Annotated in this window: 20 protein-coding genes and 2 riboswitches; of the genes, 9 read left to right on the top strand and 11 right to left on the bottom strand. The window is 49.7% G+C overall.

Annotated elements, in window-relative coordinates:
* Nucleotides 1-19: 19 nt before the first annotated feature.
* On the bottom strand, nucleotides 20-865 hold the full coding sequence (locus tag MHH48_RS20340; protein WP_076321733.1) for a chemotaxis protein: 846 nt from the start codon (nucleotides 863-865) through the stop codon (nucleotides 20-22).
* Nucleotides 866-1,105: 240 nt separating this feature from the next.
* Here MHH48_RS20340 and MHH48_RS20335 point away from each other — a divergent pair, with 240 nt between their 5' ends.
* Both MHH48_RS20335 and MHH48_RS20330 read left to right on the top strand, forming a co-directional pair.
* Entirely contained in the window at nucleotides 1,106-1,933 is an 828-nt protein-coding gene (locus MHH48_RS20335; RefSeq protein WP_076321732.1) for a histidine kinase, read from the top strand.
* Complete coding sequence (locus MHH48_RS20330) at nucleotides 1,930-2,583, top strand: response regulator transcription factor (RefSeq protein ID WP_076321731.1); 654 nt, start codon at nucleotides 1,930-1,932, stop codon at nucleotides 2,581-2,583. The genes MHH48_RS20335 and MHH48_RS20330 overlap by 4 nt, the downstream gene beginning before the upstream one ends.
* A gap of 91 nt (nucleotides 2,584-2,674) precedes the next feature.
* On the opposite strand, the gene MHH48_RS20325 is transcribed toward MHH48_RS20330, so the two are convergent.
* From MHH48_RS20325 to MHH48_RS20315, 3 genes are all read right to left on the bottom strand, one after another.
* Nucleotides 2,675-3,022, bottom strand: coding sequence for a hypothetical protein (locus MHH48_RS20325; protein ID WP_076321730.1), 348 nt, complete (start codon nucleotides 3,020-3,022; stop codon nucleotides 2,675-2,677).
* A gap of 212 nt (nucleotides 3,023-3,234) precedes the next feature.
* Nucleotides 3,235-4,941, bottom strand: coding sequence for an ABC transporter ATP-binding protein (locus MHH48_RS20320; RefSeq protein WP_076321729.1), 1,707 nt, complete (start codon nucleotides 4,939-4,941; stop codon nucleotides 3,235-3,237).
* 63 nt (nucleotides 4,942-5,004) lie between these two features.
* Nucleotides 5,005-5,334 (bottom strand): hypothetical protein, encoded by a 330-nt coding sequence (locus MHH48_RS20315; protein WP_076321728.1) that lies wholly within the window; start codon nucleotides 5,332-5,334, stop codon nucleotides 5,005-5,007.
* 254 nt (nucleotides 5,335-5,588) lie between these two features.
* Between MHH48_RS20315 and MHH48_RS20310 the strand changes: the two genes are divergently transcribed.
* Entirely contained in the window at nucleotides 5,589-6,041 is a 453-nt protein-coding gene (locus MHH48_RS20310) for a nucleoside deaminase (RefSeq protein WP_340390706.1), read from the top strand.
* A gap of 42 nt (nucleotides 6,042-6,083) precedes the next feature.
* Here the strand turns inward: MHH48_RS20310 and MHH48_RS20305 are convergent, their stop codons facing one another.
* The 4 genes from MHH48_RS20305 to gcvT all read right to left on the bottom strand — a co-directional run bounded on the left by MHH48_RS20305 (nucleotide 6,084) and on the right by gcvT (nucleotide 11,142).
* Nucleotides 6,084-6,866, bottom strand: a complete 783-nt coding sequence (locus MHH48_RS20305) for an arylamine N-acetyltransferase (RefSeq protein WP_076321727.1) — start codon at nucleotides 6,864-6,866, stop codon at nucleotides 6,084-6,086.
* 363 nt (nucleotides 6,867-7,229) lie between these two features.
* Nucleotides 7,230-8,687 (bottom strand): aminomethyl-transferring glycine dehydrogenase subunit GcvPB, encoded by a 1,458-nt coding sequence (gene gcvPB / locus MHH48_RS20300; RefSeq protein WP_076321726.1) that lies wholly within the window; start codon nucleotides 8,685-8,687, stop codon nucleotides 7,230-7,232.
* A complete protein-coding gene (gene gcvPA / locus MHH48_RS20295; RefSeq protein ID WP_076321725.1) occupies nucleotides 8,684-10,033 on the bottom strand; it encodes an aminomethyl-transferring glycine dehydrogenase subunit GcvPA in 1,350 nt (449 codons plus the stop codon). Before gcvPA ends, gcvPB begins: the two co-directional genes overlap by 4 nt.
* Nucleotides 10,030-11,142 (bottom strand): glycine cleavage system aminomethyltransferase GcvT, encoded by a 1,113-nt coding sequence (gene gcvT / locus MHH48_RS20290; RefSeq protein WP_076321724.1) that lies wholly within the window; start codon nucleotides 11,140-11,142, stop codon nucleotides 10,030-10,032. Before gcvT ends, gcvPA begins: the two co-directional genes overlap by 4 nt.
* A gap of 220 nt (nucleotides 11,143-11,362) precedes the next feature.
* Nucleotides 11,363-11,464: riboswitch (glycine riboswitch) on the bottom strand.
* Nucleotides 11,465-11,650: 186 nt separating this feature from the next.
* Nucleotides 11,651-11,772, top strand: a riboswitch (glycine riboswitch).
* A gap of 177 nt (nucleotides 11,773-11,949) precedes the next feature.
* Here gcvT and gcvH point away from each other — a divergent pair.
* Entirely contained in the window at nucleotides 11,950-12,339 is a 390-nt protein-coding gene (gene gcvH / locus MHH48_RS20285) for a glycine cleavage system protein GcvH (RefSeq protein WP_076321723.1), read from the top strand.
* A gap of 115 nt (nucleotides 12,340-12,454) precedes the next feature.
* On the opposite strand, the gene MHH48_RS20280 is transcribed toward gcvH, so the two are convergent.
* Nucleotides 12,455-13,369, bottom strand: a complete 915-nt coding sequence (locus MHH48_RS20280; RefSeq protein ID WP_076321722.1) for an EamA family transporter — start codon at nucleotides 13,367-13,369, stop codon at nucleotides 12,455-12,457.
* Between the two features lie 97 nt (nucleotides 13,370-13,466).
* Here MHH48_RS20280 and MHH48_RS20275 point away from each other — a divergent pair, with 97 nt between their 5' ends.
* The 4 genes from MHH48_RS20275 (at nucleotide 13,467) to MHH48_RS20260 (ending at nucleotide 20,700) form a co-directional block, all read left to right on the top strand.
* Nucleotides 13,467-14,948, top strand: a complete 1,482-nt coding sequence (locus tag MHH48_RS20275; protein ID WP_076321721.1) for a PLP-dependent aminotransferase family protein — start codon at nucleotides 13,467-13,469, stop codon at nucleotides 14,946-14,948.
* Between the two features lie 236 nt (nucleotides 14,949-15,184).
* Complete coding sequence (locus MHH48_RS20270; protein ID WP_076321720.1) at nucleotides 15,185-17,254, top strand: catalase; 2,070 nt, start codon at nucleotides 15,185-15,187, stop codon at nucleotides 17,252-17,254.
* A 258-nt stretch (nucleotides 17,255-17,512) separates the two neighbouring features.
* Nucleotides 17,513-18,796: a histidine--tRNA ligase gene (locus MHH48_RS20265; RefSeq protein WP_076321719.1), complete on the top strand. Its 1,284-nt coding sequence runs from the start codon at nucleotides 17,513-17,515 to the stop codon at nucleotides 18,794-18,796.
* Between the two features lie 116 nt (nucleotides 18,797-18,912).
* Nucleotides 18,913-20,700 (top strand): ABC transporter substrate-binding protein, encoded by a 1,788-nt coding sequence (locus MHH48_RS20260; protein ID WP_076321718.1) that lies wholly within the window; start codon nucleotides 18,913-18,915, stop codon nucleotides 20,698-20,700.
* 51 nt (nucleotides 20,701-20,751) lie between these two features.
* Here the strand turns inward: MHH48_RS20260 and MHH48_RS20255 are convergent, their stop codons facing one another.
* Both MHH48_RS20255 and MHH48_RS20250 read right to left on the bottom strand, forming a co-directional pair.
* Nucleotides 20,752-20,958 carry a hypothetical protein gene (locus tag MHH48_RS20255; RefSeq protein WP_076321717.1) on the bottom strand — a complete coding sequence of 69 codons (207 nt, stop codon included), beginning with the start codon at nucleotides 20,956-20,958 and terminating at the stop codon, nucleotides 20,752-20,754.
* A gap of 155 nt (nucleotides 20,959-21,113) precedes the next feature.
* Nucleotides 21,114-22,037, bottom strand: coding sequence for a cation diffusion facilitator family transporter (locus MHH48_RS20250; RefSeq protein ID WP_076321716.1), 924 nt, complete (start codon nucleotides 22,035-22,037; stop codon nucleotides 21,114-21,116).
* Nucleotides 22,038-22,299: 262 nt separating this feature from the next.
* On the opposite strand from MHH48_RS20250, the gene MHH48_RS20245 reads away from it, so the two are divergent.
* On the top strand, nucleotides 22,300-23,403 hold the full coding sequence (locus tag MHH48_RS20245) for a beta-eliminating lyase-related protein (protein ID WP_076321715.1): 1,104 nt from the start codon (nucleotides 22,300-22,302) through the stop codon (nucleotides 23,401-23,403).
* Nucleotides 23,404-23,419: the final 16 nt, after the last annotated feature.

Raw genomic sequence — 23,419 nt, 5'->3', positions numbered from 1 at the left:
TGGTCTTTGCGGCATTGCTTTATTTTACTTGGTTGACGCTCCGCCAGGTAGCTTCCAAATTTGAAGCAATATACTCCAGAATCGGTTTGCTGTAGAAATAACCGCTGTGGGACAAGGGATTCCAGCTGGTTAACCAGTTTCCCACGTTAACGGATATATCGTTACGCACCGTGCGGTCATACTCTTCATTTATACTTTTAAGGGGATAGGCAAGGATATCGTCTTTATCATAGAAATTGACCCATTCCCCCAGCAGTTGATCATGATAGTGCTTCAGTTGCCCGGAAGGGACGTCGATCGGCTTGTCAAAATCGCGGTACCGCATGCTCCACAATGGTAAGGTGGTTCCCAGCGTATAGAATAAGGTCAGGAGTTCTCCGCGCTCCAGCGGAGCTTTCGGGTCAACGACCAGACGATGCCCGCGGGAGGAGAATTGCAGATCATAGAAGAAATTGCTGGCGATTACAGATCCCAGGCTATGAGAGATCACGCATAATGGAGCCTCGGGGCCGGCAGAGAGGGCAAGTCGGTGGAGCGCCTCACTGATCGTCCGATGAACGGCCTCATAGTTCTGATCTTCGGTTTCCACGGGCTGATAAGCCACGGCATCCGCCAGATTGTGGATCACGTACTGCCGAAGGTGCTGATAACGTAAACGGTAAGGTTTAATGCTGCTGCTGATTAACTCAGACTCGCGTGCCGCAAATACATCGGCCCAATGAACAGCCTCCATGGCTAGTTGCTCATGCGGAATACCGGAGGTTTGAGAGAAAGTCTCTCTTAATTTTTTCATAAATTTATCCGCATAGTCTTTCTTTTGTGTTCCCAATCCGTGTACAATGATCACTGCAATTTTTTGCTTCATCTAACTGCAGCTCCCTTCATCGGAAATGGAATGAATGGATATCTTTTACTCTTTATACGCGATTTATAGTCGAATTGTAAATAGGTTATTACAGAACGGGTGAAACCGGTAAGGTCAGTAGCTCTTTAGAGTCATTCCGTTCATGGCCAAATTTGATTACAATGAAGGGATATCTAGTGGTAACATGATAGGTAAAGAGGCGGGCACATTCAAGTTTTAGATTGAAATAGGAGGAAAGGTATGTCCTATAAACAAATGAAATGGTTGATTCTGATCATTCCTACGTTGACGATTGGCATTTGGGAGTATGTTCGGCATGAGTTCCTGCTGCCTTATATATCGATGGATCTTGGTAACCTGCTGGCACCTGTTATCGTGTTCTTGGTTTCCATACTGTTTCTTACTCAATTGTTCGCATTGATTGAACGCAATCAGGAGGAACTGAACCAATCCAGGGCATTGCAAGCCGCGATGCATGAACGGGAGAAGATTGGCCGGGAGCTTCATGACGGAATCGCCCAATCCTTGTTTTTGCTGAACGCACAAATTGATCGAATTCAGAAATCGGGAGTAACCGGAGAAATTCCATACCAGGAAATTAAGGAAAGTGTCCACCGGACCAATACCTACGTTAGAGAAGCCATTGCTAATCTCCGGTATCCGGCAGATCCGCAGGCCATTCCGTGGATGCATAGCATGAACAGTTTAATTGAGGAAATCAAGCAGGAGACCAATCTGCATTTCGACGTTCAGTGGGAAATCCCGGATGCCATGCTGTCCGCCAAAGAAAAGGTGGAACTACTGGCTTCGATCAGGGAATCCTTGTTGAATATTCATAAGCACGCCGAAGCGAACCATGTGAAGATAACCGCGACAGCGGCGGATTCAAGCTGGCACTGCTCTGTCAGTGATGATGGCAAAGGTTTTGATTTGGACAAGCCGCTCGGCAGCAACCGGTATGGAATCAAAATCATGAAGGACCGGGCCGAGGCCATGGGCTGGAAGTTCATGGTAGAAAGACATAACAACAAGACGATAATCAGCATTCGGAAGGAGAATACCGCATGAACGAGCAGCCTTTTCGCGTGTTAATCATCGATGACAGCGATCTTGCGAGAGAAGGAATTCGCACCATTCTAAGCAGCGACCCGACCTTTGAGGTTGTGGCTGAAGGACAAAGCGGCGAGGAAGCGCTGGAGCTGACCGAAATATGGATGCCTGATATTATCCTGATGGATATTCAGATGCCTGGGATGGACGGATTGGAAGCGACCAAGCGAGTGAAGGACAAGTTTCCTTACGTTAAAATTGTCATGGTTACGGTGTCCGACGATATCGCTCATTTGTTTGACGCCCTGAAACGTGGAGCGCAAGGCTATCTGCTGAAGAATCTGAATCCCGAATCATGGCACGAGTACCTCAAAGCCATTGCCGTGGACGAAGCACCGATGAGCAGGGAGCTTGCTTTCCGTATCCTGAAGGAGTTTTCGCAGCATGACAAGCCGAATCCAAGCAATAGTCCATTAACGGCGCGGGAAAAAGAAATTTTGGGACTCGTAGCCGAGGGGTTGTCTAACCGCGATATTTCGGTTGCCTTGTGTATATCCGAGAATACGGTCAAGAACCATCTGAAGAACATTTTGCAAAAGCTCCATTTGGAAAATCGGGTACAGCTGACCCGTTATGCCTTTGAACAAGGGTGGATGGGGAAGAGATAACGGTCACGCCCGTGTCAATTATCCGCTAAGATAATATTAAAGAATGACTTTAAGCGAGCGAGAGAGACGTCCAGGGAGTGTACGCACGCGTTCATTTCTGTTTAACAAGGAATATGCCCAGCGCAATGATACCGATGCCGGCCCAATTTTTCCATGTTGGAACTTCCTTCAGGAACAAGTAAGCCACTCCTAACGAAATCAGGATTTCCAGGCATTTGGAGAAGATCAACGTATAGCCTAACTGTTCGGTGGCTTTATATCCATAACGGATTCCGTATCCGATGCACATGTTAGCAATGAGAAACAGAGGAAGCATGAATAACTGAAACTGCAGCGTTGGCCAGAACAAATGCTGGATATGCTTGGTTTGGTACGAGAAGACAAGGTTGATGATCGACAGCCCGCCAAAAAGTAGACCGACACTGTAGATATAAAACATAAAGCGCCTCCTGAAACGATGTCATTGTAGTACGCCATTAATGTTTCCGCGTGGCAACTTTTTTATCCAAGGACAATGCGACAGAAGTTCTCTCCTGTTATAGAAAAAAAGGATGACTCCCTTCCGTGCGGAGTCATCCTTTTACATATTTGTTGCGGAATTTCATGACTTTCAGTTTAATATCCATGTATAACATTGGATCGTTGGCTTCGTTAGTGAGCTTGATGAAGTCTGCTGTACACACCGCCGGAATGAATCAATTCCTGGTGCGTTCCCTGCTCGGCAATACCATCGGAATTGACGACGATAATTCGGTCCGCGCTCTGAATGGTGGTCAGTCGGTGAGCGATTACCAGCGTTGTTCTGCCGACGGACAGCTCAGCCAGGGACTTCTGGATTTGCGCTTCCGTCTCTGTGTCGAGTGCCGACGTGGCCTCGTCCAGGATCAGGATTGGCGGGTTCTTGAGGAACATTCTCGCGATGGACAAGCGCTGCTTCTGACCGCCAGACAACTTAACCCCACGTTCCCCGATCACCGTTTCCATACCGTCCGGCAAGCTTCGGATCAGTTCATCCAGCGAAGCACGCCGTGCGGCTTCCCAGATTTGCTGGTCCGTTGCATGTAAATCGCCATAAGCGATGTTGTCGCGAATCGTACCGGAGAACAGGAACACATCCTGCTGCACGATGCCGATATGCTTGCGGAGGTTTTGCAATTTGATATTCCGGATATCGATTCCATCCACTGTGATCTTGCCTTGATCCACATCATAGAAGCGGGGGAGAAGGCTGCAGATGGTTGTCTTTCCCGCACCGGACGGTCCGACAAACGCGACCGTTTCTCCAGCACGGATCGTGAGATGTATGTTATTCAGTATCGTCCGGGAAGGTTCGTATCCGAAGGTAACGCCTTCAAAGCGGATATCTCCTCGGACGGAGGACAGGGATACGGCGTCAGGCACGTCGGCGATCTCTGGATCGGTATCCATAATCTCCAGGTAGCGTTTAAAGCCGGCAATGCCTTTGGGATAGCTCTCAATGACGGCATTGATCTTCTCGATCGGACGGAAGAAGATGTTGGAGAGCAGCAGGAAGGCCATGAATTCACCCATTTCAATTTTGCCTTGAATGAAGAACCACGCGCCGCAGATCATGACAAATACCGTGATCAAACGCATCAGCATGTAGCTGATGGATGAGCTTTTTGCCATCGTTTTATAAGCCAGCAGTTTGGTGGCCCGGAATTGCTTGTTCTCTTCCTGAAACAATTTATTCTCATGCTCTTCGTTTGCAAACGATTGGACCACACGGATACCGCCAACATTGTCTTCGATGCGGGCATTGAAATTCCCTACATTACGGAACAGTTGACGATAGGTCGTGGTCATTCTGCTGCCGAATTTAATGATCAGCCATGCCATCAGCGGCACGATGATAAAGGTGAGCAAAGCTAGCTCCAGGTTGATGTAAGCCATTAAGGAGAAGGAACCGAGCAGCGTCATAACAGCGATGAACACATCTTCCGGTCCATGGTGGGCTACTTCTCCGACATCATTAAGATCATTCGTGATGCGCCCCATAAGATGTCCAGTTTTGTTATTATCAAAGAAACGGAAGGATAACTTCTGAATGTGGGAGAACATTTTCTCCCGCATATCCGTCTCAATATTAATGCCGAGCATATGCCCCCAGTAAGTCACGATGTATTGCAGCGCGGTATTCAGCGCATAGATGGAGAGAAGGACGATGCAGGCAATCAGGATAAGCGGCCAATCCTGGCTTGGCAGCAGATCGTCAATGAATTTGCTGACGGCAAGCGGGAAAGCAAGCTCCAGCAGTCCGGCAATAACGGCACATGTAAAATCCAAAATAAACAATCCCTTGTACGGCCGATAGTACGAAAAAAACTTTTTGATCAAGAATTATCACACTCCAGGTTCTACCTCTGTCAGGGTTATTGGGTTAAGATTAGCGGACAGCCATTAAGGGCTGTCTTGCGATGGTTTCGTATCATACAGCTCAAAAGCTTGAATGTACTCCTGAATAATCTGGTCCACTGCTTTCAACTCTCCGCTGACCACTTCTCTGATGGCTTCAAAGTCCGGGTCATTGACTTGCTTCTTCAAGGTCTCTCGTTTCACAACCAAATTGTCGAGAAAAGAAAGCGCGCGCCCCCGGCGGAACGTCTGCGCCATCTTGCCGCCGTGGCCTTCCTCACGCCGTCTTCCGTGTCTCCCGCCGTGCCGATGGTTATCCCGGTCGCGTGGCTCCGACCGTTCTTGACTCGATGTATCCTGTTCCTCTTGGCGCATAATATCAACCTCCTCAACGATAATAACGTATACGTTTGTATACCACTTAAAGTGATTGTATACATTTGTATACGATTCGTCAATCTGTTTTTCTCCATTGGATTGGAAAAATTGAGGAGATCGATGGAAGATATGCTATGATGATAATTAGCTGTCCCAGGAGATTGTCATGGATGATGAATACGCACACCGGGATCAGAATGAACATGGGAAGGGAGCTGTACACTGTGAGTGAACATCATCATGAGTACTGGATGCGTCAAGCGATTGCAGAGGCCCATCGAAACGTTCAACTTGTGGAGGGTGGTCCTTTTGGAGCGATTGTGGTGAAGGAGGGTCAAGTGATTGGCAGGGGCCGGAATCTGGTTACCGCGCTGAACGACCCGACGGCTCATGCCGAGGTGCAAGCCATAAGGGAAGCATGTCTGCACCTGGAGGATTTCCAATTAAAAGGCTGTACGATTTATACCAGCTGCGAGCCTTGTCCGATGTGTCTGGGGGCCATCTACTGGTCCAGGCCCGATGCCGTTTATTATGCAAGCACGAAGAAGGATGCGGCTGAGATCGGATTCGATGATCATTTTATATACGATGAAATTGCGATGCCATTGGACCAGCGCTCCATCCCTATGAAGCAGGTTCAAACAGAGGATTATTTACTGCCATTTCAAGCGTGGAGCTCTGCTGAGCGCAAAATCGAATATTAATAATAAAACCGGGCTTCCTGCATGGGAAAGCCCGGTCTATTCTTATTTATGGATAGGGATGCCGAAATATGTATAGAGCGCTTCGGCATATTCCTGTGCATTGCCCGGTTTAAAGGTGTGGACGCCGCCGGCCTTGTAAATTCTGAATTCGTCATCATCCACGGTGTTTCTGCCTTCCGCTGTACGTATGGATACCCGAGCCGTTTTATTAAAGGGTGAATCGGGGGCATACTCGCACCAGAATGAAGTGGTGATGAAATCTCTCGGTAAGTTAGGTTCCTCCGTAAAGGAGAAGACGGGATCCCAGGCTTCTTTTTTCCACTCTTCGAGCATCCAGCCATACGCTTCGGTTTGGACGAGCCGGTAGGTCTCGTTCCCCTGAGTCTGCACAAGGCCATCAACCAATTCCAGAGGGTGGCGCGGTCCGGCTCCTCCGACACCGACGTCGGCAATATATCGCTGTTCTTCGATATCTACCTGCAGAATATGATGCCGACGCTTAGCAGGCGTATCGGTTTCATCACGCCAGAAGCGTCCGAAATAATGAGTGACCTTAAATCCCAGTTCCTGCAGCAGCCAGCCAAATAGCGCATTGAGCTCGAAGCAGTAGCCGCCGCGATGCCGGGTTACGATTTTATCGTAAAGATCGGGGATATCCAGGGAAAGTGGAATTCGATCAAGGATATAGAGATTTTCATAGGGTACGGTATGCACATGCTGTTCCTGCAATCTGGCGAGCATATAAGCGCTGTTTACAATCGGGCCCGTGTATCCAATACGCTCAAGATATTGGTTTGCGTCCAGGCCATGTATCGGGTTACTCATTCGATCACCGCATCTTTCGTCTTTGGTCAGCTTGGTAGAAGTAAGCCGTATATAATTATATACTTTATATCATATATTTGGGCTTTCTAATAGAGAACAAGAAGGAGGCGGAAGGGACTCTGCTAATGGATAGCATGGATAGTTTGTGGAATGACCATAGGTTTATTGGGCTGGAATGGGAATGACCACCCAATTTTATCCTGGGAGTTAGTCCCATCGTAAGAGGGGAAGTTGGCTGCTGCTGAAATAGTCATTAAACAGGTGACTAAATCCCTATGTTGTCCAGCACAAAAAAGGGTGTCTCTTACCGCCGATCCTACGGCGAGGGACACCCTTTCTTAAGGAGTATAGATCAACTCAATATTAACCGCAGGTGCAGTTCAGAACCGGTTTACGTGCCGCCGTCGTTTCGTCGAGTCGTTTCACGACCGTGGTATAAGGGGCGCCTATGACAACCTCCGGCGTGGTTTCGGCTTCCTTGGCGATCTGAATCATCGTGTCGATGAAACCGTCCATCGTTTCTTTGCTCTCCGTCTCGGTCGGCTCAATCATGATACATTCCTCCACATTGAGTGGGAAGTAGATGGTTGGCGGATGATAACCAAAATCAAGCAGCCGCTTGGCAATATCGAGGGTGCGCACGCCGTACTCCTTCAGTTTTTTGCCGGACAGCACAAATTCATGCTTGCACAGCCCTGGGTAGGCTACTTCGTAGTATAGAGCCAGACGATGCATCATGTAGTTGGCATTCAGCACGGCGAGCTCCGAGACGCGGCGAAGTCCTTCCGGTCCATAGGTTCGAATATACGTGTAGGCCCGGACCAGGATGCCAAAGTTGCCATAGAACGCCTTCACGCGCCCGATCGACTGTGGACGGTCGTAATCCCAATAGAAAGTGCCGTCCTCGCGTTTGGACACGATCGGTTTTGGCAGGAACGGGATCAACAGGCTCTTCACGCCGACTGGGCCAGCACCGGGACCGCCGCCGCCATGCGGCGTGCTCATCGTTTTATGCAGGTTGAGATGGACCACGTCGAAGCCCATGTCGCCTGGGCGGGTAATGCCCATAATGGCGTTGGAATTGGCTCCGTCATAGTACAGCAGGCCGCCGGCTTCGTGCACGATTTCCGCAATTTCCACAATCTGCTCTTCGAACAGACCCAGTGTGCTAGGGTTTGTGAGCATTAAAGCCGCCGTATCGTCACCAACGACAGCGCGAAGGGCATCCAGATCCACCATGCCGCGCTCATTGGATTTAATCGTGATCGTGTCGTAACCGGCCACCGTTGCGCTGGCTGGGTTAGTACCGTGCGAGGAGTCGGGAACAATCACCTTGGTTCGCTTCTCGCCACGGCTTTCATGGTAAGCACGGATCAGCATCAGCCCTGTCCATTCCCCATGCGCTCCCGCAGCGGGCTGAAGCGTTACTTGATCCATGCCGGTCAGTGCAGCGAGATCATTCTGCAGGGTATAGAGCAGCTCCAGAGCGCCTTGAATGCTTTCTTCGGGCTGGTACGGATGGATCTTGGCAAAGCCGGCAAAACGGGCAACATCCTCGTTGATCTTCGGGTTGTATTTCATCGTGCATGAGCCGAGCGGATAGAAGCCGTTATCGATGCCAAAATTACGCCGCGACAGCTCCGTATAGTGACGGATGACATCCACTTCATATACTTCCGGCAGTTCGGCCGGTTTGCTGCGCAGCAGGCCCTCCGGAATCAATGAAGCGGCGTCGGTCTCCGGGACGTCGCATTCGGGCAGGGAATAGGCGACACGGCCGGGCTTGCTGAGTTCAAATATCAAGGCTTTTTCCGGTTTCATACGATCGCCTCCAATTCACCAATAAATTGGTCGATTTCTTCCTTCGTCCGCCGTTCGGTCACGGCGATCAGCATGCATCCTTGAAGCTCAGGGTACACAGTGCCAAGATCATAACCTCCGATATAATCTGCACCCAGAAGCTTTGAGTTGACTTCCTTCACATTCGTTCCTTCGGGCAGTTTCACCACAAATTCATTAAAGAACGGCGAGCTGAACGGGAGGGAGAGGGAGCCGTTTGCGACACGGTCGGCAGCGTAATGGGATTTGCGCACATTCAGCAGCGCTGCTTCCTGCATGCCGGCTTTACCTAGGGTAGACATATATACGGACGCACACAGCGCGAGCAGCGCCTGGTTCGAGCAGATGTTCGACGTTGCCTTTTCACGGCGAATATGTTGTTCCCGCGCCTGCAGTGTCAGTACAAATCCGCGTTTGCCGTCCTGATCGACGGTTTGACCCACGATACGACCAGGAATGCGGCGCATCAGCGGCTCGGATACCGCGAAGAATCCGCAGGTCGGTCCGCCGAGAGATGCCGGAATGCCAAGCGGCTGGGCATCGCCGACAACGATGTCGGCTCCAAGCACGCCAGGGGATTCCAGTAAACCGAGGGACAGCGGGTTTACGCTCAGCACAAGCAGTGCTTTTTTCTCATGAACCATCGGCTCGATCGATTTCACGTCTTCGATGCAGCCGAAGAAATTTGGTGATTGCAGCAGCACGGCGGCGGTATCATCCGTTATGGCTGCAGCGAGTGCATCCTGGTCGGTAATGCCATTGACGATGCCGACTTCCACGACGTCCAGATCGAGTCCGCGGGCCGAAGTCAGAACGATTTCACGGGCTTCGGGATGGACAGCACGCGAAATGACGATTTTCTTCCGTTTGGTTGCGCCGCTGGCGAGCGCCGCAGCCTCGGCAAGTGCCGTGGAACCGTCATACATGCTGGCATTGGCAACTTTCATGCCGGTCAATTCACAGATATAGGATTGAAATTCAAAAATCGCTTGCAGCTCGCCTTGGCTGATCTCCGGTTGGTACGGTGTATACGCGGTGTAGAATTCAGAGCGGGAGATCACATGATTGAGCACGACAGGAATGTGGTGGTCGTACAAACCAGCCCCCAGAAAGCTTGTATAACGGTCGAAATCGGCATTGCGGTCTGACAGGCGGCGCATATGCTTGAGAAGCTCAGGCTCACCCAGCCGTTTTGACATGGGGAGGACGCCGTTGTAACGGACCGCTTGTGGGATATCGGCAAACAGATCTTCGATCGTTTCCGCGCCGACCGCAGCAAGCATATCGGCTTGGTCCTGATCCGTCATAGGCAAGTAACGATGCTTCATGTTAAGGCAGCTCCTCTTTTGTAGAATGGTGTCTTTACCACTTTGGCTTTTAACTTCTTACCGCGGATCTCGACCCATACCTCGGTATCGAGACCCGTATATGAGGTTTCGATCAGGGCCAATCCGAGATTTCGCTTGAGTGAAGGGGATTGGGTACCGCTGGTCACTTCACCGATGGGTTCTCCTTCATCGTTGTATACAGGATAGTGGGAGCGCGGAATTCCGCGATCGATGAGTTCAATGCCGACCAGCTTACGCGGTACACCGTCTTGCTTCTGCTGTTGAAGCGCTTCCCGACCGATGAAATCGCCGCTGTCCAGCTTCACGAAGAAACCGAGACTGGCTTCAAGCGGAGAGATCGTGTTTGAGAGCTCTTGGCCGTACAAGGGCAATTTCGCTTCGAAACGGAGTGTATCGCGGGCGCCGAGTCCGGTTGGAACAAGACCATGTGGTTCTCCGGCAGCTAATAGTTCTCTCCAAATTGCGGGAGCATCCCCAGCGGAGCAATAGATTTCAAAGCCGTCTTCTCCGGTATAACCGGTGCGGGAGAGCAGGGCGGTGCAGCCGCATACCTGTGCGTTCTGAATAAAATGGAAGGAAGGGAGTTCGCTTGGCGCCTCATTGGTTACCTGTGACATGATGTTCACGGCGGCAGGTCCCTGAAGTGCAATGAGAGCCGTCTCAGCGGACACATTACGGATGGTGACATCACCTGCAAGATGATCTTGAAGCCACTGGAGGTCTTTGTCGATGTTGGATGCGTTTACAACCAGCATGAATCGATCTGCCGACAGTTTATACACAAGCAGGTCATCTACCGTACCGCCGTTGTCGTAACACATTAACGTGTATTGGGCCTGGCCAATCGATATGCGGGTTACATCATTTGTGGTCATCTTCTGGATAAAAGCTTCAGCGTCTTGTCCGGTGACGATAAATTCACCCATATGGGAGACGTCGAACAGGCCGGCTTGCTTGCGTACGGCTTCATGCTCTTGAACAATGCCGGAAAATTGCACGGGCAGTTCCCAGCCGCCGAAGTCGATGCAGCGGGCAGAAGGAAAATCGGAATAAAGCGGGTAAAGCGGTGTACGTTGTAATGAACTCATCTCTTCACCTCTTCTAATTGGCATGATCAATTGGGGGAAACACCAAAAAAGGACAGACAGAAGGATAACAAGCCGTGCTAAAAAAAGCCCGCTCGTTGCGTAATCCTTCTGCTCTGTCCTTTGTACCTGAGAGTTACCCCACATGTCATGTAAGTATAATGTCAAGCGTGTGTGAGTTTCCCCGTGGGTGATTCTACATTCAGAATTCTCTCCAGAGGTGCGTCCGGTAAAGGTCCTTTTGCCTGAGAGATTCACCGTGTTACGGCTTACTCCTTCGGCGCTACCTGTCAATCTTGTCGGTAATCTCTCCCGCTACCATCATCCGCGTGAAAATTATTGAGTTGTCAGATCTTTCTACGTTCTTGTGATTATTATAAACGTGCCTCTCCATAAAGTGTCAACCTTTATTTCACCAAAATATTTTCATTCTTAAAATTTTTGTCAGATATCTTGACATCACTGCATCCCTGTTTTATTCTGTGGGAGAATAAGCCAACCGAATATGCGAATGATGATGGATGGGAGAGACCGCCACGAGAAGGTTCAAACCTTGGCGGCACCGAAGGAGCAAACCGTTACGCCTGCCAGGCTGACGAGTAATCTCTCAGGTAAACGAACCGCCATCTGACGCAGCTCTGGAGAGTGCGCAAGCCACCCAAGGGGAAAGGTCGAACCGAAAAACATGAAGCGGTCGATCATAAACTCTCAGGTACCGAGGACAGAGAGAAGGCGAATGCCTTTTTTCGCGTCCTTTTTTTCATTTATTCACCTTAATTTCATTTCTTTAAGAAAAGAGGAGTATCCGTAATGAGTGAAATCAGAGAGAATTTGGTGTACAGCGACGATCATGAATGGGCGTTGAAGGTAGATGGAAATGTGGTGCGCGTCGGTATTTCTGATCATGCGCAATGCCAACTGGGCGATATCGTATTCGTAGAACTCCCCGAGGCGGGCGCTGTCGTTGCTGCAGGTGACAGCATCGGTACGATTGAGTCGGTCAAAACCGTATCGGAACTGTATTCCCCTGTATCCGGTACCATCACGAAAGTGAATACTTCCCTGGAAGATCAGCCGGAGCTTGTGAACGGAGAGCCGTACGAAGGCGGATGGATCATTGAGGTTGAGGTGGAAGGTGACCTGGAGGAGGCACTCGGAAAGCTGCTCACCGCAGAGGCATATCGTGCCAAAGTGGATTAAGTATTGAATCATAACCTTAAATAATGAAACATAACGGCTGCTACTCGTGATGAGGTTTACGAGTTGCAGCCGTTTTAATTTTTGCGTTAATCCTTGGAGCCTTGCAGGTTCGATATCAAGTGCTTGAAGCCACACGGCGCGCGGTCCGGCGTGCTCGAAGCTCAGGCAGATTCACGATCAGAATCCCGCCGATGATGAGCATGCTGCCAATGATGGAATAGGAAGAAATTGCTTCGTCGTACAGAAATGCGCCCAGCCCCAACGCGATGATTGGAGAAACAAAGAGCCAGGTGGACGGGAAAAAGGCATTCGTTGCTTTTAGCAGCCAGGCATATAGACTATGGCCCAGCATCGAGCCAACCATCGTCAAATACAAGACAGATCCGATGGCTGGCAACGTTAGAATACCATTCCATTGTACCTGTTCACTGAACAGGGATAACAGCAATAGGGCTGCGCCGCCATACATCATCTGCACCGCATTGATCGTAATCGGTGAGACATTCGGCATGTCAAAGGACAATTTCCGGGTAGCCAGGGAGCCCACACTATAACCGATTTCGCCTATAAGAATTGCGATACAGCTCAGAATCCAGATGAGATCGCTCCCCATCGCTAGCTCGGGCATAATGAGCAAACATACCCCCGCAAAACCGACCGCGCACCCCCAATAATCACTGCGCCGGGCATTTTTCCGCATCACTACCGATTGAATCATTAGAATCATCATGGGGCCTGTTGCCGATAGGATGGCGGCGATCCCTGAGGACACGTGCTGCTCGGCCCAATACAGCGTTGCAAACGTCAAGAATGTGCTGGTCATCCCGATTAGAAGGAATTCCTTTCGCAGGAGAAGGCTCGGTTTTGCCTTCCGCTGCCATATCATCCATAGGAAGATGAAGGCGCCCGCCAGAAGAAATCGAAGCCCCGCTGAGAGAAACGGCGGCAGTCCTGCTTCAACGCCAATCTTGATGGCGAGAAACGTCGTACTGAAAATGGCGCACATAAGCAAGTAGTTAAAAATAATCATGTAGCATCCTCCTTTTTCTATACTATAATAGGTAGTTAATAGAACAGATTGGTGATAGGTAGAACAGATATGATTTATGTGGATTGGGGAGGAGCAGATGGAATTATCAACGCTGGACGACAAAAATCAAGGTAAGCGAACATTACAGCAGTCGGTCTATGACACGATACTGGAAGGAATAGCTCGGGGAGAGTGGAAGGAGACTGACAAAATCCCATCCGTGAGGGCGATGGCGGAGCGTTTGAACGTTCACCGATTAACGGTGCTGAAGGCTTATCAGCTGCTGCTTGAGGACGGGATCGTGGAAGTGAAATATAAATCAGGGTACTTCGTAGCGGGTAAGACGGAAGACACATTACCGGAATCCCTTACAACCAGCCCGCGATGGGCATATCAGGCCAAATCGGTGTATGTCAATCGCAGCCGCTTGTCCGACATTCACAGGCATCAGGTCGAATACCAGATGTCGGAAGCGCTGATTGATCCTGGGCTGCTGCCAAATGCATTCTTGTCCAATCACGTGAAACAAGTATTTGACATGTATCCGAAAGTATTAAGCACGTATTCTTCCGTGTCCGGAGATTTGGAGCTGCGCGAGGAGATGGCTCGCTATTTTATGGACAAACAAGGCATAACGGTCCATCCGGAAGAGCTGCTCATTACAACGGGATCCCAGCAAGCGATCGACCTGATCTCGCGTTCGCTCGTCAAAAGCGGAGACTGTGTATTGATCGAACGGCCGACGTATAGTCCGGCGATCGATGTTTTTGTGCAGCAAAATGTCAAACTGCTTCCAATTGAGATTACACCGGAAGGGTACGACCTTGAACGAATTGAAGGTCTTATGCGAGCGGAGAAACCGAAACTGTTCTATATGAACCCAACGTTTCAGAATCCGACGGGATACACGGTGCCGATCACACAGCGCAAGGCGCTGGTGGAACTGGCGGAGCGATATCAGTGCATTCTGGTGGAGGATGAGGTGTATCACGACATTTATTTTGGAGATCCGCCGCCGCTGCCTTTTTTTTACTACGACACCGAAGGCTATGTCATTCACATTCGAAGCTTCAGCAAATATGTGGCCCCCGGCTTGCGGATATCGGTGCTGGCTGCCCGTCCGGAACTGATGAATGTCATCCTTCCGATCAAGGCGTTGTCGGACAACGGGACGCCGCTGCTGACGCAAAAGATTTTCCAGCACTATTTCTTCTCGAGCAGACTTCAGGAGCATGTGGCCAAGCTGCGGATTGCGCTGGAGCTTCGTAAAGAGAGGATGGAGAAGCTGCTTGAGCCTACAGAATGGCGATGGAACAGCCCCGGCGGCGGTTTGAATTTGTGGATACAGCTGCCGGAAAACGTCAACGTGGATGCGTTGCTGCAGCAATGCCTGGCGGAATCGGTAGCGTTTGTGCCGGGGCGTATCTGCGACCCGCTGGATCAGATGGACTCGTGGATCAGGCTGAGTTATTCGTATATCAGCGAGATTCAGCTGGAAGAAGGGATCCGTCGTCTCATCGAGATATCGGAACGGGTGTGTTATGTGCAAAATCGCAGCATATGTTTGGACAATCATTGAATTACAATCAAAACAGTCCGCCTCCAGGGAGGGGGGCTGTTTTTTGCTGGAGACAGGAGATGCAGGCGCGAAACCCAATCGAACGGTTAGATGAGCTTTTCATGAAGGAAGTTTGAAGCTGGATTCGTATTCCATTTTGCAGGGTAATTACATTTCGGGTTCGCAAGCGGATCTATTACCAAGTGCAACTTCGTCAGACACTCATCTACTACCTACATACCAGGAGGTTCCGACAAATGGACAATTCAAACGCCAATTCGAATGCTAACAGCAGTTACAACAAGACGAGCAAGGACCAACAGCTGGAACAATTCACGGTAGACAATGACGCTAAGGAACTGACAACCAATCAGGGACTTAAGGTCTCTGAGGATGAACATTCGCTTAAAGCGGGAGAGCGCGGTCCGACCTTGATGGAGGACTTCCATTTCAGAGAGAAGATGACGCATTTCGACCATGAGCGGATTCCGGAACGGATTGTGCATGCCCGCGGTTTTGGGGCTCACGGTTATTTTCAGCTATATGAATCCATGAAAGATTATACAAAAGCCAAATTTCTGCAGGACCCTTCCGTCGTCACCCCGGTGTTTGTCCGATTCTCCACCGTTGCGGGCTCCAGGGGATCAGCGGACACCGTCAGGGACGTACGCGGTTTCGCAACCAAGTTTTATACTGAAGAAGGGAATTATGATCTGGTTGGCAACAATATGCCGGTTTTATTCATACAGGATGCCATGAAGTTTCCTGATTTTATTCACGCTGTTAAACCTGAGCCTCATAACGAGATTCCGCAGGCGCAATCCGCCCATGATACGTTCTGGGATTTTGTCGCAAACAATTCGGAAAGCGCGCACATGATTATGTGGGCGATGTCCGACCGCTCGCTTCCGCGAAGCTTCCGAATGATGGAGGGCTTCGGCGTCCATACCTTCCGTTTCGTGAACGAAGAAGGACAAGCGCATTTCGTGAAATTTCACTGGAAGCCCGTGCTCGGCACGCATTCCCTCGTATGGGATGAAACGCAGAAGCTGGCAGGCAAGGATCCTGACTTTAACCGCCGCGATCTGTGGGATGCGATCGAATCAGGGAATTATCCGGAATTTGAGTTTGGTGTTCAAATGATTCGGGAGGATGAGGAATTCAATTTTGGTTTTGACATCCTTGATCCGACCAAGATTTGGCCCGAAGAACTCATTCCCGTCAAAATCATCGGCAAGATGACGCTCAATCGCAATACGGATAATTTTTTTGCGGAGACGGAACAGATTGCATTCCATCCGGGACATGTCGTACCCGGAATCGATTTTACCAATGATCCGCTTCTGCAAGGCCGCTTGTTCTCCTATACCGATACCCAGCTTTCACGGCTTGGTGGACCCAATTTCCACGAAATTCCGATCAACCGCCCGATTGCACCGGTTCATAACAATCAGCGTGACGGGATGCACCGTATGACCCTTAATAAGGGACCAGTCAGCTACCACAAGAACGGCATTGCCGGTAACACGCCGAAGCCGGTTCCAGTGGAGAGCGGCGGTTACGAGCATTACACCGAGAAGGTGGAAGGACGTAAGGTGCAGGCACGCAGTGACAGCTTTAAGGATCATTTCAGCCAAGCAGCCCTGTTCTGGAACAGCATGTCTGAGGTCGAGAAGCAGCATATCGTAGCCGCATTCCAGTTCGAGCTTGGTAAAGTTCAGCGAAAGGAAATTCGCCAGCAGGTCGTCGACCTGTTCGCGAACGTTGATAGCGAACTTGCCACCCGAATTTCGGAGGGGATTGGAACCATGCCTCCGCAAACCAGTGGCTCCGCTTCCAGCGAGTCTTCTCCGGCACTGAGCATGATGAATACCGTGAAGCTCCCGTTAACCCGTAAAGTGGCGGTACTGGCAGGCAACGGATTCACGGATGAACTGCCGTTTGTGCTTACGCAGCTGCAGCAAGCCGGCATCATCACCGAAGTGGTTAGCGCCAAGCTTGGCGTAATTCAAGGCAAGGCCGGCGGGGAACTGGAAGTGAACCATTCGCTGCTGGGGGCGGATTCTGTCTTGTTCGATGCGGTGCTAGTCGCAGGCGGCGCGTTAAGTGTATCGGAGCTCCTGGCGGAGCAGAAGGTGCTGGATTTCGTCAAGGAAGCGTATCAGCATTTCAAACCGATCGCAGCCATCGCCGAAGGGGCTAATTTACTTCCTTCATCCAGCGGCGAAGGGATCGTTGTTGCTCAGGAGAATGTGGATCTGAAGCCGTTTGGCGAAGCCTTCATTGAGGCGATCGCGGCGCATCGCCATTGGTCGCGCACCATCTAAGAATGGATTGCCCTTGAATTAATAAATGGATTGCGCTATAATCCCCCTTAATCACTGGCTAAAAAAGGTGAAGGGGATACTAATATGATAAACATTAAATTCAATCAACTTCATCATCACAAGCAGCGTTAGCACGCCTGTCATTCTACAGGGTGGGCTAACGCTGTTCGCGTTGGCCTCCCTGCCGCATATCAAGCGCGCGGGACCATGAGGTCCGGCGCGTTTTTTATTTTCATAGAACGAAAGGATGAGTTAGCGATGCAGAATATAAAAGGAACGTATGATTATTTTGGCCAAGAACAGGCGATCCGAAGAAAGATGCAATCGACGCTGCGTGAAGTGTTTGAATGCTATGACTATGCTGAAATGGAGACAACCATTCTGAATGAATCGGACCTGTTGTCTTCCAAATACGCAGGAGGGGAAGAAATTCTGAAGGAAATGTACCAGCTGACGGATCAAGGCACGCGACGTCTGGGGCTCCGGTACGATCTGACGATTCCATTCGCTAAGGTGATCGCGCTGAATCACGCTATCAGCCAGCCATTCAAGCGTTATGAGATGGGGAAGGTATTCCGGGATGGCCCCGTCAAACGGGGAAGATTGCGGGAGTTTCTGCAGTGCGACGTTGATGTGGTGGGGATCTCGGGACCAGAAGCGGAAGTTGAGCTAATGCAGCTTGCTGCCGAAGTGTTTCGGAGACTTGAGATTCCGATCATTCTCAGGTGGAACAATCGAAGCTTTCTTGGTGAAGTTCTTGGAGCTATCGGCGTACCGGAAGAGATGAGAACATCCGTCATGCTGACACTGGATAAGCTCGATAAGATTGGCAAGGAGGGAGTTCGACAAGAGCTTTCGGCGAAGGTACCCGCTCCGGAGATTTGTCGTCAAATTCTGGATTTTGTTGATCTCAAGGAGCCGACATTTGAGCAGATAACGAGCAAATACAGCCTGGACAACGAGCGCGGAGCACAAGAAGTCCAGATCCTGCAAAATATGCTGCAGCGCGTCGGGTTGCAAGACATCTGCGTATTTGATCCGTTTCTGTCAAGAGGCTTGTCATTCTACACGGGAACCGTTTACGAAATTTTTGACGCATTGCACGATTTCCGTTCAAGCTTGGGCGGAGGCGGCAGATATGATGCGATTATCGGGCAGCTCGTTGGACGCGAGGATATTGCCTATCCTACGGTGGGGCTTTCGTTTGGCATGGAATCCATCATGGAGATGATCCGGAACCGGTCGATTGAAACGAACAGGCCGCTCGTTATTGTTATCCCGATAGGAGAAACTGTCCCGGAAGGGTTGACGGCAGCAGCGGCACTCCGGAATCGCGGGATTCATACCCGATTGGCGAGCAACCGGCGCAAATTGAAAAAAGTATTAGCATCCGTTTCAGCTGAAAGCATCCCTTATGCCATCCTGATTGGCGAAGATGAAGCGGCTTCGGGCATGGTCCGACTGAAGAAAATGACCGAGGGCACGGAGCTTACACTGACTCTGAAGGAAGCGGTAGAGCTTATCATTCAATCCTGTGAATGATGAATGCCTTTGTTCTTTTTCGAATATAATGGTTTTCTACCGAAAAGGTACTCGCGCTCGAAACGATCTCCAAGTAGAATAAAGCGTATAGATTTTACCAGGGGGAGCGGATTGCAATGCTGTACGAACAATTCTTCATGCTGCACCAGAAGCTTGCTGTTAACGCTCCAGCCAATACGGCTACGGAAGTGACGCTTGAGCAGATCGCCGATACGCTGTATTGCACAACGCGGAATGCCAAGCTCGTAATACGCAAGATGGAAGAGAAGGGTTGGATTATTTGGAAGGCGGGACGTGGGCGAGGAATCCGTTCCAAGCTTACCTTTGTAGCCGATCAAGCAGATCTGCTTAAGGAAGCAGCGCAGCAGCTCGCGATAAGAGGGGAATATAAGCAGGCCTTCGAACTGCTGCGTACCTATGGCCAAGGTATGCACGCCAACGATTCTTACGTGGAATGGATGAACGGGCATTTTGGCTTTAGCAAGGAGATGAACGAAGGGGAAGAAGAAGCAATGGATTCTCTGCGGCTTCCGGTTTACCGCCTGATTGAAACGTTGGATCCCGCCGAATGCTACTATAGTTTTCAAGCTCACATGATCCAGCAGTTATTTGACCGGTTGGTGATATACGATAATGCAAATGATCAATACCTCCCCGTTATCGCGCATTATTGGAAGAGCAATGAGGATGGAACGATCTGGACCTTTCATCTGCGTAAAGGAATACGGTTCCATGACGGTAAAGAATTGTCGGCGGAGGACGTGAAATTCACGGTGGAACGCCTGGGACGGGATAAACGAAATGCTTGGATCGTGCGTGAACTGCAGCGGGTAGAGGTGGTGTCCCCTCGTGAGGTTCGTTTTATTCTTACCAAGCCGAATCGAATTTTCATTCGGTTTCTTAGCTCCATTTGCATGTCCATCGTGCCTAAACATTTGGTAAGCGTCCATGAAGAACAGTTCTGGAAGCAACCTGTTGGAACGGGCCCCTTTCGGGTAGAGGAATGGACCGATGATCGGCTGACCATTCATGCTAACCCCCATTATTATCATGGGAGGCCGCATTTGGACAACATCCACATTATCTTGATGCCGGAAGATGCGGAGCATTGCGAGGTCAGCTGGGAGCGGCTGCTGCGGAATCCGGAGCATATCGATCATAACGGCGAGAAGCATGCTGTTGATGTCATCGAATCCTCCGAAGGCTGCACGACGTTGATTACATGGAATATGAAAAAGCCGGGGCCCTATCAGTCCATCGAATTTCGCCGGGCATTCAGCCTCATTCTGAACCGTGCGGAGATGATACGCGAACTTGGTGACAATCGGCTTTACCCAGCCAGAGGGTTCATTATGGATGAGCAATCGCCTTATCGTAAAGACCGATATGATCCCGAACTCGGAAAGTCACTGCTGAAACAGTCGGGTTATGACGGCTCTCCCATTACGATGGCTACGCTCGCTAAGCATATTAAAGACGCCGAATGGGTTCAGAATCAATGCGCTTCCATCGGGATTCCATTGATCATCCGAGAGGAGAGGATGGATACCATGCACCAACTGGATGTGATGCACAGCATGGATTGTATCTTGCACGGCCTTGTTCTTCCAGGTGAAGAAGTATGTTTAATCGAGAACTACGTGCAGAAGGGAAGCGTAGTTAAAGAGTTCATGGATCCTTCGCTGCATCATTGGGTGAAAGAATGCATAGATGATGCGCTTGCCAGCGAATGGTATGAGGAGCGTTTGAGTATTTTAACCCATATTGAAGAGAGGCTTCGGGAGGAAGCGCATGTTTCATTCTTGACTCACACGAGATTTTACGCAAGCTTGGATCCTTCTTATAAAGGGGTTGTCATCAATAATCTGGGATGGCTGGACTTCAAGCAGATTTGGCGAGAATGATTTCTTCCCATAAAAAGAGCAAGCGCGGTTATTCGCGCTTGCTCTTTTTACTTATAAGGATTTCGTACGGCTTCTTCGGGATCTCCGCTTTCGAAAGAAGCCATGAAGTTTATCTAGAATTCGAATATGGGTTGAGGTATGCTGCGATTCACACGCGATCTCGTCATGAATAATGAATCTTCCTTGACGATCAAGTTCGTCCCATTTTGCTTGCTGGTATTCGTTCAGCTTTTCCAGTGTATATACATCGTTGATCATGTTAACCTCCCTATCAGACATTCAGATTTCGCTGTAACGCCAGTAGAATGTCTTGATACTCTCATTATGGAGGTCAACAGAATTTGTAAAAAGTGTAAACCTCGGCCGCCTTTTTTCCCCTTTTCATGAACTAAAGGACTACCGCAGAGAAGAGATTAGACTTTATGATCACGATGCGTGATGGTGGAATTCTCAATCTGGATCGTTGAATGCTCGATGTGGAATCGGCTGTCCAGAAGATCAATCGCTTGTTGCAGAATCTCATAACTGTTCGCGTCATCCTGGGCGACGAGATGGCAGCTCAAGGAATCGAAATTGGACGTAATCGTCCAAATATGAAGATCATGGATGCCGGTGACCCCAGGAATAGACAGGAGGGACTTCGTTACCTCTTCAGAGTTAATCGTTTCCGGTGCGCCCTCCATCAGAATATGAACGGTATTCTGTATGATTCTCCAGGCGCTCTTCAGAATCAAGATCGACACCAGGATGGATATGATCGGGTCCGCAATGTACCATTCGAAGGCAATCATCACGATCCCGGCGATGATTGCGCCGACAGAGCCGAGGGCATCACCGATAACATGGAGGTATGCGCTGCGGAGATTCACATTGTTCTTCACATCCCCCGTCCGCATCAAGAACCAGGCACTGAGAAGGTTAGCCAACAGCCCGATGGCCGCAATGAGCATCATGCTTCCGCTGGCGACAGTCGGCGGGTTATCAAAGCGCTGAATCGCTTCCCATACGATAAAACCGGCGATGACAAACAAGGCGACGCCATTTAATAGTGCTGCCAATATTTCAAAACGGTAAAAGCCGTAGGTTTTATTTGGCGATGCTGGCTTCGTAGCAAACCATAATGCGACCAGACTGAGCAGCAATGCGCTGGCATCACTTAACATATGTCCGGAATCGGATAACAGAGCTAAACTGTTGGTTAGCAAGCCCCCTATAAACTCTAGAATCATGATGCCAATAGTGATGATGAGGGCAATGGCAAGTCCTTTTTTGTTTCCTGAGCGGGCATGATCATGGTGGCTGTGGTCATGTCCATGATGGTGGTTATGATGATGCATAATCGAAAACTCCCTTCGGATCCATCTGTTGATTGTAATCAAAGATCATAAAACATTTTGTGTTATATATAATATGAGCATATGCTCATATATAATGTAATCTTACCGTTTGTTTTTGTCAAGTTTTTCCGAATGTTTTGTGGAAGTGGAAATGATTTCTCACTTATTCATTTATCTAGTATGCTTGATGAGTGAGGAAATTAAATTTTTCGTATGATGATTTGTTCTTATTATAGGTTGAAGAGAAGGAGTGATATGCGACATGGGAGAACAACGTAAATCGATTAGCGAAGCTTATGGCGAAACAGCCTATCCATTGATTGGACATAGCCGCAGGAATCTTGAGGTGCTGCTTGAAGCATTTCGAGATGTGGATGGGTCGCAGATGGGGGATTCATACGGCAAAGGGGCCATCATTGAGGAGTTTCAGGCGCGAATGGCAGACGTTCTGGGCAAGGAATCAGCTGTCTTTTTCCCAAGCGGAACCATGGCGCAGCAGATTGCTTTGCGGATCTGGTGTGATGATGCGGAGCTGAAACGAGTGGCCTATCATCCCCTCTGCCATCTGGAGATTCACGAAGAGGACGGGCTTAAGGAGCTGCATCATATTGAGCCGATTCTTCTTGCCGATAAGGAGCGTTTGATTACGCTTGAAGACGTGCAGCGTCTGGATCGCGATATTGCATGTTTGCTGCTGGAATTGCCGCAGCGTGAAATCGGAGGGCAGCTGCCCGAATACGAAGAGTTGGAAGCGATATCGGCGTATTGCCGTTCGCAAGGCATTAAGCTGCATCTGGACGGGGCAAGATTGTTCGAGATCACCCCTTATTATCAAAAAACCGCGGCAGAAATCTGTGCACTGTTTGACAGTGTATATGTGTCCTTCTATAAAGGTATAGGTGGGATTGCCGGCGCCATTCTGGCTGGCGGCACCGATTTCGTGGCGAAGTCTAAAGTATGGAAAAGGCGTCATGGCGGTGATCTGGTCAGCCTATACCCGTATATCATCAGCTCAAATTATTATTACACGGAAAGAATAGGTAACATGGGCCGATATTACCAGGAGGCTAAAGAGCTTGCAGCTTTGTTTAATTCATGCGAGGGCGTGAATACGAAGCCTGCCGTGCCCGTATCGAATATGTTTCATGTCCATTTTGAATTGAACAAAGAACAGCTTGAACCCATTCTTATCGAGGTTTTCCGTGTCACGGGCATCGGATTGATCAGTTATCTGAACGAAGCAGGGGAAAGTCAATGTTATACGGAAGTTCACATTGGGGAACGGTACGGCAAGACGCCGAGAGAAAGCATTCAAGAGGCTTTCCAATTGTTGAATGAGAAATTGCAGGAAGCTATGAGCACATGACAAAAGGACCTGAATG

It is taken from the genome of Paenibacillus sp. FSL F4-0100 (assembly GCF_037993005.1).
Classification (GTDB): Bacteria; Bacillota; Bacilli; order Paenibacillales; family Paenibacillaceae; genus Paenibacillus_AQ.
The sequence above is the reverse complement of the archived record's forward strand: the minus strand, read 5'-3'. Positions and strand labels throughout refer to the sequence as shown.